14 protein-coding genes are annotated in these 15,225 nt (G+C 46.4%); 10 read left to right on the top strand and 4 right to left on the bottom strand.

Annotated features, from left to right (window positions below; all coding sequences use genetic code 11):
- Nucleotides 1-173: 173 nt before the first annotated feature.
- A complete protein-coding gene (locus I1A42_RS00395) occupies nucleotides 174-1,325 on the bottom strand; it encodes an ABC transporter substrate-binding protein (protein ID WP_161157532.1) in 1,152 nt (383 codons plus the stop codon).
- Nucleotides 1,326-2,088: 763 nt separating this feature from the next.
- Here I1A42_RS00395 and I1A42_RS00390 point away from each other — a divergent pair.
- The 9 genes from I1A42_RS00390 (at nucleotide 2,089) to I1A42_RS00350 (ending at nucleotide 9,833) form a co-directional block, all read left to right on the top strand.
- Entirely contained in the window at nucleotides 2,089-3,279 is a 1,191-nt protein-coding gene (locus I1A42_RS00390; RefSeq protein WP_161158101.1) for an acyl-CoA dehydrogenase family protein, read from the top strand.
- A gap of 78 nt (nucleotides 3,280-3,357) precedes the next feature.
- Nucleotides 3,358-3,720, top strand: coding sequence for an IacB protein (locus tag I1A42_RS00385; protein WP_161158100.1), 363 nt, complete (start codon nucleotides 3,358-3,360; stop codon nucleotides 3,718-3,720).
- 9 nt (nucleotides 3,721-3,729) lie between these two features.
- Complete coding sequence (locus tag I1A42_RS00380) at nucleotides 3,730-4,257, top strand: nuclear transport factor 2 family protein (protein ID WP_196122238.1); 528 nt, start codon at nucleotides 3,730-3,732, stop codon at nucleotides 4,255-4,257.
- 95 nt (nucleotides 4,258-4,352) lie between these two features.
- Entirely contained in the window at nucleotides 4,353-5,657 is a 1,305-nt protein-coding gene (locus I1A42_RS00375; RefSeq protein WP_196122236.1) for an aromatic ring-hydroxylating oxygenase subunit alpha, read from the top strand.
- Between the two features lie 2 nt (nucleotides 5,658-5,659).
- Nucleotides 5,660-6,148 (top strand): aromatic-ring-hydroxylating dioxygenase subunit beta, encoded by a 489-nt coding sequence (locus I1A42_RS00370; protein WP_161158097.1) that lies wholly within the window; start codon nucleotides 5,660-5,662, stop codon nucleotides 6,146-6,148.
- 11 nt (nucleotides 6,149-6,159) lie between these two features.
- Entirely contained in the window at nucleotides 6,160-6,915 is a 756-nt protein-coding gene (locus I1A42_RS00365) for an SDR family NAD(P)-dependent oxidoreductase (RefSeq protein WP_161158096.1), read from the top strand.
- 24 nt (nucleotides 6,916-6,939) lie between these two features.
- Nucleotides 6,940-7,899 (top strand): PDR/VanB family oxidoreductase, encoded by a 960-nt coding sequence (locus tag I1A42_RS00360; RefSeq protein ID WP_196122234.1) that lies wholly within the window; start codon nucleotides 6,940-6,942, stop codon nucleotides 7,897-7,899.
- 56 nt (nucleotides 7,900-7,955) lie between these two features.
- Nucleotides 7,956-8,462 (top strand): flavin reductase, encoded by a 507-nt coding sequence (locus tag I1A42_RS00355; protein ID WP_161158094.1) that lies wholly within the window; start codon nucleotides 7,956-7,958, stop codon nucleotides 8,460-8,462.
- A gap of 66 nt (nucleotides 8,463-8,528) precedes the next feature.
- Nucleotides 8,529-9,833, top strand: a complete 1,305-nt coding sequence (locus I1A42_RS00350) for an amidase (RefSeq protein WP_196122231.1) — start codon at nucleotides 8,529-8,531, stop codon at nucleotides 9,831-9,833.
- 84 nt (nucleotides 9,834-9,917) lie between these two features.
- On the opposite strand, the gene I1A42_RS00345 is transcribed toward I1A42_RS00350, so the two are convergent.
- The gene (locus I1A42_RS00345; RefSeq protein ID WP_196122228.1) at nucleotides 9,918-10,892 is read right to left on the bottom strand and encodes a ketopantoate reductase family protein; all 975 of its coding nucleotides are present in this window, start codon (nucleotides 10,890-10,892) and stop codon (nucleotides 9,918-9,920) included.
- A gap of 377 nt (nucleotides 10,893-11,269) precedes the next feature.
- Between I1A42_RS00345 and I1A42_RS00340 the strand changes: the two genes are divergently transcribed.
- Nucleotides 11,270-12,187, top strand: coding sequence for an ABC transporter substrate-binding protein (locus tag I1A42_RS00340; RefSeq protein WP_196122226.1), 918 nt, complete (start codon nucleotides 11,270-11,272; stop codon nucleotides 12,185-12,187).
- An 81-nt stretch (nucleotides 12,188-12,268) separates the two neighbouring features.
- Here the strand turns inward: I1A42_RS00340 and I1A42_RS00335 are convergent, their stop codons facing one another.
- Together I1A42_RS00335 and I1A42_RS00330 are read right to left on the bottom strand one after the other, a co-directional pair.
- Nucleotides 12,269-13,171, bottom strand: a complete 903-nt coding sequence (locus I1A42_RS00335) for a DMT family transporter (RefSeq protein WP_196122224.1) — start codon at nucleotides 13,169-13,171, stop codon at nucleotides 12,269-12,271.
- Nucleotides 13,172-13,381: 210 nt separating this feature from the next.
- The gene (locus I1A42_RS00330) at nucleotides 13,382-14,935 is read right to left on the bottom strand and encodes a carboxylesterase/lipase family protein (RefSeq protein ID WP_196122222.1); all 1,554 of its coding nucleotides are present in this window, start codon (nucleotides 14,933-14,935) and stop codon (nucleotides 13,382-13,384) included.
- Nucleotides 14,936-15,225 lie beyond the last annotated feature (290 nt).

The raw sequence follows: 15,225 nt of genomic DNA, 5'->3' as shown, positions 1-15,225 counted from the left end.
TTCCTCGGTATCTTCCTTGAAGTGTGACGCTGAAGTAGTGCACTTCAGTGTTGAGGATGTCGTGGATTGCACGCATCCTTCTGTTATTGTTCATTCAGTGTGGGTTTTAAGAGTACAATGGATTGAGCGTTCCTGTGCTCACTCAACTCGGTTGCTGGTGTCTTTGCGACGTATTATTTCAGCAGGACCCAGTGATCATTTTTCACTTGAATCAATTCTCGGCCACGTTCATCAAAACCGCTGTGGTCTGCTGGGCTCATGTTATATACCCCTTGCGTACCCGGTAGATTTTTGGTGTTTTCTAACGCTGTGCGCAGCGCAACGCGAAAGGCTTCCGTCCCCGGTTTTGCGGTTTTCAGTGCAGTAGGAATTGCGTTTTGTAGCAGTAATCCCGCGTCATAAACGTTGCTACCAAACGTAGGTGGCGTCACTTGATATTTGGCTTTGTACGCATCGACATATTTTTGCGCGACTTGCTTTTCTGGGCTGTCTGGAACTTGATCCAAAACCAACATGAGGCTCGCAGCAAGAATGGTTCCGTTAACTTCTTTACCACCTAACTTCAAGAAGGAATCCAAAGCTGCGCCATGAGTTTGATACATCTGACCGGTATAGCCTTGTTCTTTCAACGTTGTTTCAGGCATCACTGAAGAGCTGCCTGGTGCGGCGATAAGAGTTGCATCTGGATTGGCCATTAACACTTTGAGTGCTTGTCCGGTGATCGAGGTGTCTTGACGTTGGAAGTGTTCATCGGCGACGATTTTGATTCCTGCCTTCTCGGTTAGGCCTTTCATGACTTTGGACCAGTTTTCCCCGTAGGTATCCGCAGTGCCGATCATCCCGAGTGTTTTGATGCCGGAAGCTTTCATTTGATCCACGAGCGCTGATGCAATTAAGTCATCATTTTGGGTGGTCTTAAACACCCATTTCTTCTGCTCGTTCATGGGCAATACCACGGCTGCGGTGCCTACTGGCGCCAACATAGGCGTTTTCGACTCAGCCGCAAATTGAATCACGCCCATTGCATTGCCAGAGCCACTTGGGCCAATGATGGCGTCGACATGTTCTTCACTGATGAGTTTCTTGAACGCTTTCACTGTCGCGGTAGGGTCGCTGCCATCATCTAAAGGCAGGTAGGTAATTTTTTCGCCCGCCACCGATTTGGGTAGTAAATCGATAGAGTTTTTCTGTGGAATTCCGACGAGTGCAATAGGGCCTGTACTCGACGTGACCACCCCAATTTTAATCTCGGCAAAGCTGGAATAAGAACTTGCTAGCAGTGATGTACCGATAGCGAGGGATAGCAACGATTTTCTCGTAAGCATAACGATCTCCGTTCATTGGAAATGGGCATACATCCTGTTCAACTCAAACCTTTTGGTTGATCACCAATGGGCGATTTGAGTTGGCCCGACTTTATGACATTGGTGGTTTATCGTGCACGTTGTGTGCCACATCTTGTTGGTGCATCAAGTTGGACATTTGGATATGAGCTGAAAAAACCGGAGAAATGGTGCTGTTTTTTTGTGCGACCAAATGAGCGTGAAACCCGCGTAATACATGGTGTTGCATAACGTTCAAATGTTATTAAAAAAGTCATTTTTTAACATTAAAAAATAGTGAAAAAATTTTTTGAATATTGCAATTTTTATACTTTGTTCGTGTTAATGATTGTTTCCAGTTTGTTTGTGGTGTTTTGCTTTTGTTAAATTATAAAATAAATATAATTCAATAATTTAATTTTGATTGTTAGGGCGATTATCGTTGTAGCCTAGAAAAGGCGTGTGACTAAAATTGGTGCAATTAACAAATTTTTAGCATCATTTTTGTGCATAAAAAATAAACTAAAAATAATTGAAAATTTAATTGACAATTCAACTAAATTCATTCCATTTTAAATAAAAGCTCACGTTTTCTTAACACGTGCTTTGTACAGGATGTGACCCATTCAGTCAGACACAAGGTGTCATCGACTGCACTCTATCGCTTGGATGTGACATGGAATATGCCACCTAAGTTGGAAGGAGTCTGAGTGCAGCAGTCACCCCCAATGACTGGATAGATAAACTCATTGATGAGGACACCAAGATGATTCAACAGAACTCTCTAGCAACACCGTTGTTAACCACACCTCCATCAGCATTTGATGCGTTATCAAGCGCTGACTTTAAGGTGTTTTTGGATGAAATTCGTGAACGTGCGCGTTCTGGCGAATTCGACCAACAACAATTTATCAGCCCTGACGTGATCGAACGTTTTCGTGAGTTCGGTATTTACCGCGCCTTAGTGCCTCAGCGCCTAGGTGGTAATGAATTAACGGCCTCTCAATTTTGCCAAGTGATCGAAACCATCTCCCAAGCGGATGGCTCGGCGGGGTGGGTGGCTAGCTTCGGGATGGGGGTGGTGTATTTATCCGCGTTACCAGAGGAAACGTTGCAAACCCTTTATAACGACACGCCAGACATTGTATTCGCTGGTGGTATTTTCCCTGCGCAAGCGGCGGATCAAACTGAACATGGATTTATCGTCAATGGTCGCTGGAGATTCTCTAGTGGTTGCATGGGCGCTGATGTGCTTGGGGTTGGTATCGCTCCGAAAGAAGGTGACAAATTGGGCTTGCCTCGTATGGCTGTGTTACCTCAAGGCGCGGCGCACATTGAGAAGAACTGGGATGTCTCTGGTCTTGCCGGTACAGGCAGTCACGACATCGTCGTCAAAGACGTTGAAGTCCGTGAAGATTGGACGTTTGTTCGCGGTGGTCCATCAACACTGCAAGAAACCATGTTCCGTTATCCAGCGCTATCTTTCGCGACTCAAGTTCTGACCGTGGTCGGCATTGGCATTGCTGGGGCGGCACTGCAAGAGCTACGCGATATGGCGGCTGGCCGCGCCTCTGTTACTGGTGCACCAAATCTTGGTCAACGTCCATTAACTCAGATGGAAGTGGCTAAAGCACAAGCCGATTTTAACGCCGCGCGTTGTTTCTTCTATCAAGCGATGGAAGAAGCGTGGGAGACGCTCGAAAATGGCCAACAGCCAACGACTCAACAGATTAGCAACCTGCGTTTATCTTCTACTCATGCGTCGAGAACATGTGCCGAAGTGACGCGAAAAGCACAAATGCTGTCAGGAATGACAGGGGTGTATAACACCAGCCCACTTTCTCGTTTTGTGAATGATGCTCAAGTGGTCACACAACATGCCTTTATGGGCGATTTAACTTGGCAAAACGCCGGCGCGGTGTTCTTCGGACAAGAACCGACTCCCGGGTATTTGTAAGCGTCATCAGATACTTATTTATTCGTTAAACAAATTCTTAAGCAATTTAAATTTCCCCTTCATAACAAGGAGACAGTTATGTCAGATACAAAACCACTACGCGTTCTATTTTGCCTGGGCATCAACCAGAACTTTTTTGATGCACCACGTGAAGAGCAGTTAGACGTTTGGGCGGCATTCGGTGCGATGTGGAATGGCATTCACGACACCTCTGGCGTAGAAGTGATCGGCAATATGGATGATGACCAAACCATGGTGGGGCCATCAACAGAATCCCCTTGGACCACTTATCTACTCGCCGATGTGGCTGATTACGAAACGGTCACGCAATGTTGTAACTTGCTGCGTACCACTCAAGTCGGTGATACCCCATACAAATTATGGCGTTACGTGAAAATAGAAGCGCGCATTGGTCGTGAATTGATTGTGCAACGCGCTTAAGAGGTGGATATGACGGAACTGGAGCAATTGCAACACCGAGTCGATCAGCTGGAGAGCGTCAATGCGATCCGCGCCTGTCTGCATCGCTACATGGATCTGTGTGACGAACTGACACCAGAGACACCATGGGACGAACTCGGTGAACTCTTTACCGAGCAAGCGGTATGGGAAGGAAAAGGATCACGGTATGCCAAAAGCTTTGGTGGTTATCACGGTCGAGACAATATTGTGGCGATGTTGGGTAAATATGCCACGTTTCCACCACATTTTGCATTGAACGTGCACTATCTAACTTCTGAGTGTGTGTCGGTTGATGGCAATCAAGCGAGCGGAAGCTGGAACATGTTGCAAGTGTCGACCTTCAGTGCAGGTGGTTCCAACCTTAATAGTGCGCGTTTGTCGATCCGCTTTGAACGTGAGGAAGGAATATGGCGTATCGCCCATTTTCAAACCGAAAATCGTTTGAGCCGCCCTGTTTCTACCTGGAACAGTGATGCCGAGTTACCAGTACCGGACACCTCAGAACTACAGCAATAACACCGCATCATTAGGTCGTTAATTCCGCCAATACGCAGCCTAATGTCGTGAAATAACTGATAAAGCCGTCTGTTTATGACAGGCAGTGAGCAAGCATGGAAGAGATTATTCAAATGGAAGATATCAAAGTACGCAATGTCCCAGTCAGCGCCGCTGATCTGGTTGAAGAAGGACGTGTTCACAAAAGCCTTTATTCCAATCCAGAGATCTTTAATGAAGAGCTCGACAAGATTTTTACTAAAACTTGGGTTTATGTGGGCCATGAAAGTGAAGTGCCTGAAGCAGGTAGTTTTAAAACCAGTTATGTCGGCCATCACCCTGTGATTTTAAGTCGCGACCGTAAAATGAATTTACACGTGTTGCAAAACCGCTGTCGTCACCGCGGTGCAACAGTATGTGAAAAGCATCGTGGCAAAACCAAATCATTTACTTGTCCTTACCATGGCTGGGGTTACGCTCTGGATGGCGAGCTGCGTGGTGTGCCAAAAATGGAAGAGTATGAAGGTGTGCTCGATAAAAAAGAGCTACCACTGGAAAGCTTACGTCATGAAACCTATCAAGGGTTAGTGTTTGCAACGTTTAATAACGACATTGAATCGTTAGATGACTACCTCGGTGGTGCTAAAAAATGGATCGACCTATTTGTTAAACAAGCGGGCGGTTTCCCTGTTCAAGTGCTGGGTGAACATCGCTTTACTTTCCCTGGTAACTGGAAAATTCAGCTCGAAAACACCACTGATGCCTACCATTTCCCTATCGTGCATAAATCTTTCATCTCTTCATTAGATGACTCAACCGCAGATATTTTCGATTTCTTAGATGGTGAAGGGTTCGTAGAAGATTTAGGTCACGGCCATAGTGTCATGGTGATGATTCCTGAGCTGGTGGATCTGGAAGCCAATTTAGATCAACCCATCCCTGAGCGTTTTGAAGAACTGGCGCAAGCATTGCGCGAAGAAGGTCACGAAGAGGGCATGGTACGCCGTCTCGTTCGCGCGGCTCACGGTACCGGCTTTAACTTGAACCTATTCCCTAATGTGTCTTGCTCAATGGCCTTTTTCCGAGTGTTACGTCCGGTGTCTGTCGGTGAAACAGAAATTCAACACGTTGCGATTGGCGGACAGGGTGCACCGGCACCATTCAACCAAAAACGCATGCGTTTACACGAACACTTCCAAGGCCCAATGGGCTTCGGTACACCGGATGATGGTGAAGCATGGGAACGGGTACAAAAAGGTGCGGCAGCCGGCACAGATGGTTGGATTTTGGTCAACCGAGGTATGGGTAAATTACGCACGTCTGTGGATGGCAATGTGGCGGGCGCCGTCTGTTCAGAAACAGGTATGCGCGGTGCGTATCGTAAATACAAAGAGATGATGGCAGCAGGGAAGGAGGCATAATCATGAGCTTGGATATGAATGTAGAGTTAATCAATAAAGTGAGCGCTTTCTTGTGGGCCGAAGCGGATATGTTAGATCACCGCGAATACCAAAGTTGGTTGAAACTCTGGACTGAAAAAGGCCATTACATTGTGCCGACTGATCGTGAAACCACCGATTACGCTGCGACGCTTAACCTTGCCTACGATGATCACGCCATGCGTGAAATGCGTATTGCGCGCTTGGAAAATGGCGAATCCGTTTCTGCCGCTGATGCAACGGTGACAGTGCGAATGGTCTCTCGCGTGCGTATTTTAGATGCCGGTTCTGACCGTATTCTGGCACGCTGCGCCACCACAATTAATGAATTGCGTCACGGCAATTTAATTACCTATCCGGCCGATGTGGAATTCACTTTAGTGCCTGATGGCGATAGCTTCTTGATGGAACAAAAGGTCGTCAAACTGCTGCACGCCGAGGGATATCTGCGCACCGTTAGCTTCATTTTCTAAGGAGATTGATCATGGCTGAACAAGCAAAAGGTCAAGTGGCAATGGTCACAGGCGCAGCGCAAGGAGTGGGCTTTCATATCGCCTCTCGTTTATTTGCTGCGGGTTACCGAGTGCTGCTGACGGACATTAATGAAGCTGGAGTGAAAGAGGCCGCATTGAGTCTCGACCCAACGGGTGAGCGTGCTAAATCATGCGTGCTCGATGTAGCGCAAGAGAGTGATTTTTCTGCGGCGCTGGACCAAGCATTAACGTTTTGGGGTGAACTGCATGTGCTGGTTAACAATGCTGCCATGACCAAAGCCGTTAGTACCATGGAACTTAAACCAGACGATTTTAAACAGTTAGTCAGTATTAACTTAGGTGGCACGTTTACCGGTTGTCAGGTGATTGGACGTTATCTGGCGGAACAAGGCTACGGTCGTATTATCAATATGGCATCGCTGGCAGGACAAAATGGTGGCACCTCAACAGGGGCACACTACGCGGCATCGAAAGGTGGCATCATCACGTTAACCAAAGTATTCGCCAAAGAGCTGGCTGCAAGTGGCGTAACCGTCAATGCCGTGGCTCCGGGGCCCATTGACTCACCGATGGTTAAAGAGCTGGTTCCCGCTGAGCGTTTACCTGGCTTACTGAGTGCTATTCCGGTTGGCAAACTGGGTAATGCGGATTTTATTGGTGATGTGGTGGAGCAGTTGGCTCGCCCTGAAGCTTACTTTACAACAGGGACCACATGGGATGTGAACGGTGGTCTATTTATGCGCTAAGCGCATATTTGCAAGGAGGCAGTGATGTCTGAACAAACATTAACGGTGAAGGTAAATAAACGCGAAGTGCAGGGCAGTGACGTTGTGGTCCTAGAGTTGACCGATCCGGCTGGACAGCCGCTGCCTGCTTACGAAGCTGGGGCGCATATTGATTTGCACCTTGCTAACGGTTTGGTTCGCCAATATTCATTATGTAGCGACCCTGACCAACAAGATTATTACCGCTTAGGCGTACTAAAAGATCCGAATTCTCGCGGTGGTTCTCAAGCGGTATTTGATACCTTGATGCCGGGCGTTGAGTTGGAAATTAGTATGCCGCGCAACTTATTTCCATTGACTGAAAAAAGCCCACGCTCAGTTTTGATCGGTGGGGGAATCGGTGTCACGCCAATGATTTCGATGGCGCATCGTTTGCACAATCTGCAACAGGATTTTGATCTATGGTATTGCGCCCGAGAACGGTCACATTGCGGCTTTATCGATGAGCTAATTGCTGCGCCGTTTGCGGCTAAGGTTCATCCTTATTTTACTGCTGAACACAGTGGTCAACGGTTGGATTTTCATACCACCTTGCCAGATCCCGCCACGGGTACACACCTCTATGTGTGTGGCCCTGAACATTTCATGCAGTGCGTTATCGATACGGCAGTGGATATGGGGTACGACGATGCGCACATTCATCGTGAATATTTCAATGTGGAAGTCGAAACCTCCGGCAATACCTTTGAAGTGGTGGCGGCACAAAGTGGCATTAGCGTAACCGTGCTCGAAGACCAAACCATTGCACAAGCATTGAAAGAAGCCGGAATTAAAGTGCAGGTTGCGTGCGAACAAGGCACTTGCGGCACTTGCTTGTGTGATGTGCTCGAAGGCACGCCCGATCATCGTGACGTGTATTTAACTGATGAAGAAAAAGAAGACAACGACCAAATTACCTTATGCTGCTCAAGAGCGCGCAGTGCAAAATTGGTCCTCGATATTTAAGCCGTCCAACCTTAACGAACGAGACGCATAGAACCACCTCAAAGGAGTGATACAGCATGATTGATAAAGATCTATTTCGTAACGGAATGTCGTTATTGGGCGGCGCAGTGAATGTGATTACCACCGATGGTGAAGCCGGCCGATTTGGCTTTACCGCGACCGCAGTTACCAGCGTGACCGATGAGCCGCCAACACTGTTAGTGTGCATGAACCGACACTCATTTGCGAATCCGCACTTTAAGAAAAATGGGGTGTTATGCGTAAACGTATTACGCAGCCATCACCAAGATATCTCGTGGGATTTTGCTAACCGCGATCTCACTTCAGAGCAGCGTTTTGCTAAACACGATTGGTTAACACTGGAAACCGGTGCACCGATATTAGAACAAGCGCTTGTGGGGTTTGATTGTGTGATTGATGAGGTTCATGAAGTGGGGACACACACGGTATTTTATTGCCAAGTGAAGGCGGCTCGAGTCAGTGAAGAAGGTTCAGGTTTGGTCTATTTCAACCGCAATTACCATTCTTTGAATGGAGAGTCTTCGCTGCAAAAAGCCAGTTAGACCTTCTTCTGCGTTATGTCAGTCAACGAGTCTGGCGCCAATAATCACGAACAAAAGAGAAAGAACATGGATAGTGATCTCACATTGCAACCTCAAAGCTTAGTCAGCATGTTACGTAGCATTGCGGCTGGAGAACAAACCGCTGAACAATGGATTAATGCTTGCTTCGATCGCATAGAAGCACGCGAAGATGCGGTGGGTGCGTGGCAGCACCGTTTAACACGAGATGAATATTTAACGCGTTATCAGGCGCAGCAGGACTTTTTTACCACCAGTGTGCTTAAAGGTCTGCCTGTAGGGATCAAAGATATTATTGATACCAAAGAGATGCCAACCGAGATGGGGTCTAGCATTCATCAAGGTCGTATCCCTGCCGATGACGCGACCTGTGTTGAGCTCATTAAACAAGCGGGTGGCATTATTTTAGGGAAAACCGTCACCACAGAGTTTGCTTACTTTAAAGCGGGAAAAACAGGTAATCCGGTCGATACTGAGCGCACACCAGGTGGTTCATCGAGCGGCTCTGCAGCGGCTGTGGCCGATAATATGGTTCCAGTGAGTGTAGGATCGCAAACGGCTGCCTCCGTTATTCGACCTGCGGCTTATTGTGGCACTATTGGTTATGTTGCAAGCCGCGGTGAATTATCACTGCGTGGTGGTCAGCCACTGGCTCAATCGTTAGATTCGCTAGGATTATATGGCCGTGAAGTGGCAGATATTCAGTTGCTACGATCGGTGTTATTGCGCCAAGCAACACCTGAAAATTGGCAAAGTACCCTGAATACGTCAGAGCTAAAACGCGTATTAGTGTGTGATGGCAGTTTGGTCGGTGATGTCTCCATTGATATGCAAGAAGCACTCGCTAGTTTAGCGGAAAAACTTGAAAAACAGGGCGTTGCGATAGAACGTCTGGGGCAAACAGAGCAAGTCCGTCAGTTAGTGCGTTGTCATGAACAGATCATGGCGTGGGAAGTGTGCCGAAACCTCGCGTATGAATCTCAATTTCCTGAGCAATTGAGTGAACCATTACAAGCGTTGTTAGCCAATGGGTTGGCAATGGAACGCAGTGAGTATTTGAATGCATTACGTCAGGTACAAGAATTGGGTGGGTGGCTTAATCAAGCACTCGCACAAGTGGATGTGATTCTAACCCCTGCTGCTCCCGGGGTTGCACCGCTCAAAACCGATGGCACAGGATCACCCCATATGAGCCGCCCTTGGCAGGTGCTTGGATTGCCAACAGTCACCATTCCGGGATTTAGCGATCAATCTGGTTTACCGCTTGGTTTACAGCTTGTCGGCCAAGCTCACGATGATGATGCGCTTTTAGCGCATGCAAGCTGGGTGCTTAATACAGTAATGACTAAATAAACGCCCGCTTATCCGTTATTTTAGACCCAATAGAAAGGACAGCCGAGGCTGTCCTTTGTCGTCTGTTTAGCGCTAACCGAGTGCTTATTTGGCGTTAAGGCTCTGCTCAGAAATAAAGGCGGTCATATCCAACACTTGCTTAGTATGCGGCATCTCTATACCCACTTTCTCTGCTAGCTCAATCACAGAGTAGCCGATGGCATCTAATTCCAAGCGTTGCCCCGCTAAGAAATCTTGCAGCATTGAGGTTTGAATATTCCCCATACCTGCGCCCATCTCCATAATTTGCAATGGATTAAAGCGAATGCGTGCGCTGTAAGCGGCTGCGGTAAGGAGCACTTCATCAAGAATATGGCGGACTAACGGACTAACGCGTGGATCAGCATAGAGCTGCTCAAGAGTGCCTTTAGTCACCACTGAAAGCGGGTTAGACGTTAAGTTGGCGGCGACTTTGGTCCAGATTTGGTCACGAATGTTATCCACGGCACGCGCTTCAATATCGGCCGCTTCGAGCACTTCACGGAGCCGTTGTAGACGATCGCTGAGATCGTTGTTGATCTCACCCAAAATTAATAGATGTGGGTTTTCCGAAACAACATCCGCTGGCGCTTTACGAAACGCAGTCATAAAGGTCACACAACCAATAATGTGTTTGGCTGGGAGTAATTGAGCTAATTTTCCTGTTGGATCGAGACGCTCAATCGATTGATTATTGGGGTTATCGATCCCTTGGAAGTACCACCAAGGCAGACCATTGACCATCGGAACGATGATGGTGTTTTCGCCAATCATGGGCTGAACTTTTTCGGCTATCGCTTCTAGAGCCGTCGTTTTAGTACATAGGAAAATGACATCTTGTACACCAAACTCTTCAGCATTCTGTTTAGCGACAACGTTAACGTGATGCTGTCCTTCGAGATCTTTAAGTGCAATGCCGTTGGTTTGTAAGGCATCGAGTGTTGCACCGCGAGCGAGTACGTTAACAGTGTTCCCTGCTTTTGCCAGTAGAGCGGCAAGCGTACATCCAATGGCGCCTGCGCCAGCAATACAAAGTTTCATTTTGCTTATTTCCTTGTTGATGAAATCTCAGCGATAACGGCTGTTGTTCCTTAATGATTTGCACCATGGTTAACACTGCTGATAATGTCAGTGTGCTAGTACACTAGTTAGTAAGTACTTCTTCTATAACCATTGGTGTGTATAGTTTTGAATTTATCACGTATTGGAAAAGATGCAAATAAAACGCAATTATCGTGGCGTCGTAAAAGCAGGGTAAACACCGTTATTACTATTGATGGCGAACCGAGTTCGATAAGGTATTGATAAAGATGGGTTCTATCGCAAAGCGGGTTTTTATGTATAATCAGGAAAAATGACAATAATTCTTATTCCCATTTTTATGGGAAGGTAGACATTGATAGATAGCAGTGATGATTATGATGACATTTAAGCAATTAATCCAAAGCGCATTGTTGGTTGGGAGCATGGCCAGTTTTTGTGCCAATGCGTTTGAGGTCAAAGATGCTAAAGGTACCCATGAGTGGCAACAGCCTGCGAAGCGAGTGGTGGTTTTAAATTGGTCTGCGGCTGAAGCGATGTTCACCCTTGGTGTAACTCCTGTTGGGATGGCGGATCCTAATGGGTATGATGATTGGGTTAAATTACCTAAGCGTCCGACTAACATGACCAATATTGGTATGCGTGGTGAACCTAACTTAGAGCGTATTCATCAGCTTAAACCCGATGTCATCATCAGTGGAGCCGAACAGGGCAGTGCCTATCAATCTTTAGCGCAAATCTCGCCTGTTTTAAGTTTTGATACCTTTCGCGTTGATCATCAAAATGGCCCAGCCGTTGACCAAGCATTTTTAAATATGGCGAAAGCGGTGGGGAAAGAACCTGAAGCAAAAGCATTTTTGGCTCAGAGGACGAAAAAAATAGCCCAGTGGCGTGAGCAATTAGAGGCGCATTTCAACCATCATATTCCCAAAGTTGTGATGGTACATTTTTCCGACACCAGTCATGTTTCCGCCTATGGTAAAAACTCCACCATCGAATACGCATTATCGCAACTAGGCATTAAACCAGCGTTACCATCAAAACAAACGGCCTGGGGGATGACAACCTTACCTTTACAGCGGTTAGCTCAAGTAAACGAAGGTGTCGTGATCTACATTCGTCCATTTACTCAAGAGAAAAAGCTGTTTTCTTCCGTGCTTTGGCAGCACCTACCTTTTGTAAATAAGGGGCACTTCCTTACGGTTGAACCTTGCTGGACTTATGGTAGTGCTGAGTCTGTAGAGCATATTGCGCAAGCAGCAACACAAGCATTACTCACTTTGCCTAAAAGCTAAGAGATTCTCTGATTTAAACAGACAAAAAAGGCGCTTCTTTATGATTAAAGAAGCGCCTTTTTTATTGAATTATCGTAGTGATTAGCGTCGTCTGAGTAACGGAATATGCTGACCAAATACGTTAATCAATGCGCCAGACACAATGAAAATCCCCCCGAGGTACGTCCACACGGATGGTACTTCTTTGAACCAAATAACGCCGATAAGAATCGAGAACACAATTTGGATGTAAGAAAACGCGGAGGCTCTTCCCGCATCTTGTGTTTGCATGGCTTTGGTTAAACCGTATTGACCAATTTGGGTAAAAATACCAATGAAAATCATCATGATGGTGACGTTCCATTCTGGCATTACAAAATTTTGTCCAGCCAAAATAATCGATACCGGCAGTGCCACCATTGGGAAGTAGAAAATGATCACTGAGCTGTCTTCTGTGCGGCTCAGTTTCTTCACAATCACATAAGCGATAGAGCTACCAAATGCGCCGCATAGCGCGATAACGACGCTAAACAGAGAAATATTGGATGGCCCATTCGTTGCCAAATCGGGATGCAACATGGTGTAAAGCCCGAGTAAACACAACACGATACAGACTAATGTTGCGGGTTGAACACGTTCTTTCAAAAACAGTACGGCCAATAGGGCAGTAAAAACGGGGTGAACGTATTGCAGAATGGTCGCTTCTGCCAAAGGCAGCGAGGTAACCGCATAATACACACACATCAATGATGCCGTGCCGAAAGCGCCACGAGCGAACAAGAGTTTCTTATTATTACCCCAAATGGAGATGCGTTTTCTTTTGACATCAACATAGCTGATGATCAGAGAAACCAGTGCGCGCGCGGCGACAATTTCAAAGACAGGAATGCCATAATTGCTGACCCCTTTAACAAAGGCAGTCATCAAGGCAAATCCCATGGCAGAAAGAAACATAAAACGCACACCAATTGGGAATATTGGTGAAGATTGTTGAGCAGATAACATGATTAAAAACTGATTAGCGCTTAAAGAGGTGGTTAATTTATCGCTGTTCGTATGTGATGTCGCGTACTTTCATCTATTAAAAGTAACAATGAGTGTATTTTACTGAAATCGAGCTTTAAAACGCATAATCAATGGCACTTATCCCTAAAGCCTTCGAGCATAAAAAAGCGAGCTCATAGGCTCGCTTAATATCATTCACGGGCTGGAATTTTAATTCAATTGCACTTCAGGATGTTGCTGTAAAAAATCCAAACGCGCTTTACCGGGTTCATTTATTGGTTGCTCGCCATGCACATCGATTTTCCACAAGGTCTCTTTTTGTTGTGGATTGTATTGCGGCCAAGTACCAAAAGCGATGGGGTTAGGATTACCATGCTTAGCAAAATGCACCCAGCGTTCCATCATATTGTTTGCTAGGGCTTTATCTTCTGGTACGGCTTGGAATGGTAGTTGATCAATATTGCCAAACACATACGGAATTTCTCCGGTATGAATTGCCCCTGGGAAACCACGATTGTCGCCAGGGCTTATGTAGCTAAAGTAATAACGCCAAGTCGGCTGTTTAGCATTCACTGAGCTGGTGGCGAAACGGCGAGTGTTCATCGTCGCAAAAATATCAGTCGCTAATTGAAACTCTTTATTTTTTATCGAATGAGTGCCGTAACCATCGGTCAATTGCTCCGCTTGAGGCCAGAGTTTACCCAATTTTTCTTTGACTGATGCCGCCCATGCTGGTGGGAAGAACCCTGCTTCATCACTGTTGCTGCCGATAACTAGAGGCACGTGTTGATAATCACCTTTTGCCATCGCAACTTGGGTCTTTTCTGTTAACGAGACGCCATCAATAATTGGCATGGTAGTCGTTTTAGCTAGCGGTAAGGTCAACAGTTGCTTAGCTGGAATGGCACGCAATTGTTTCGGTGTCATCTTCGCTATCGTTTTGGGGAGTTGTTTTTGAATCCCTTCTACCGCTTGCTGACGGGTAAATTCAGGTAGCGCCAGCGCACCAGATTCCATAATGGCTTTGTTAAAAAGTCCTTTGGTTTGTGGTGACGTCATCAAATATCCGACAGAGGCACCGCCAGCGGATTCGCCCCAAATCGTAACATTGTTCGGATCACCGCCAAACTGGGCGATATTATGTTTTATCCATTTAAGGGCAGCAATTTGATCAAGCAAACCAAAGTTCAGTGCTTTGCCATGCTCTTCTTTATCTAGAGCTGGGTGAGGGAAAACACTCAATGGACCAAGACGATAATTTAGAGTGACGACCAACACACCTTTTTGCGCTAACTTAGCACCGTCATATAACTTAAGCGATGTTCCACCCATGCGGAATGCGCCACCGTGGATCCAAACCATGACCGGGTATTTATGTTCCTCGAAGCGGCGTTTGGGTTGCCAAATATTTAACGTTAGGCAATCTTCACTCATTGGACGTTGACTTAACACCGCTTCAGGGCCTTTCGGTGGAGGTGTTTGCATACAGGAAGCGCCAAATTTCATTGCGGTTTTGATGCCTTGCCAATGTTTCACTGGCTGCGGTGCCTTCCAGCGCAGATTTCCAACGGGAGGTTGGGCATAAGGGATGCCTTGCCAAGTGCGAGTATATGGCAGCGATTTTCCCTGAATCTCGCCCGCTTGAGTGTGCACAACCAGGGGATCTTTGGTTGCTGCATGAGCAGAAAGAGACAACAAACTAATACCACTTAACACGCCTGCCCAAAGGCGTTGGCGTGTCCAACGTGAAGTCAACGTTTTCATAATGAAAGAGTATCCTAACAAGATAATGTCTAAACTTGGATACATCACCATAATCGAATATAAAAGCGTATAAAAGCTTATTTTTCAACCAAATAGATTACGCATAATCCTATTGATTTCACTGTGCAACAATTAAACATTTAGGGATGTAAATCATCTTACCGTCGTGAATAGCGGTGAGGTCACTTGGGGATATTAAGTGTTTGGCCAAAAATGTGATCTTGAGTCTAAGCTCTGTGGTTCTGACAATGATTTGACCATATGGATTAGTTTTTATTCAGTCATAACAG

Source organism: Vibrio nitrifigilis (assembly GCF_015686695.1).
In the GTDB taxonomy this organism is placed as follows: domain Bacteria; phylum Pseudomonadota; class Gammaproteobacteria; order Enterobacterales; family Vibrionaceae; genus Vibrio; species Vibrio nitrifigilis.
Note: the sequence above shows the minus strand (reverse complement) of the source record. Positions and strands in the feature narration are given on the sequence as shown.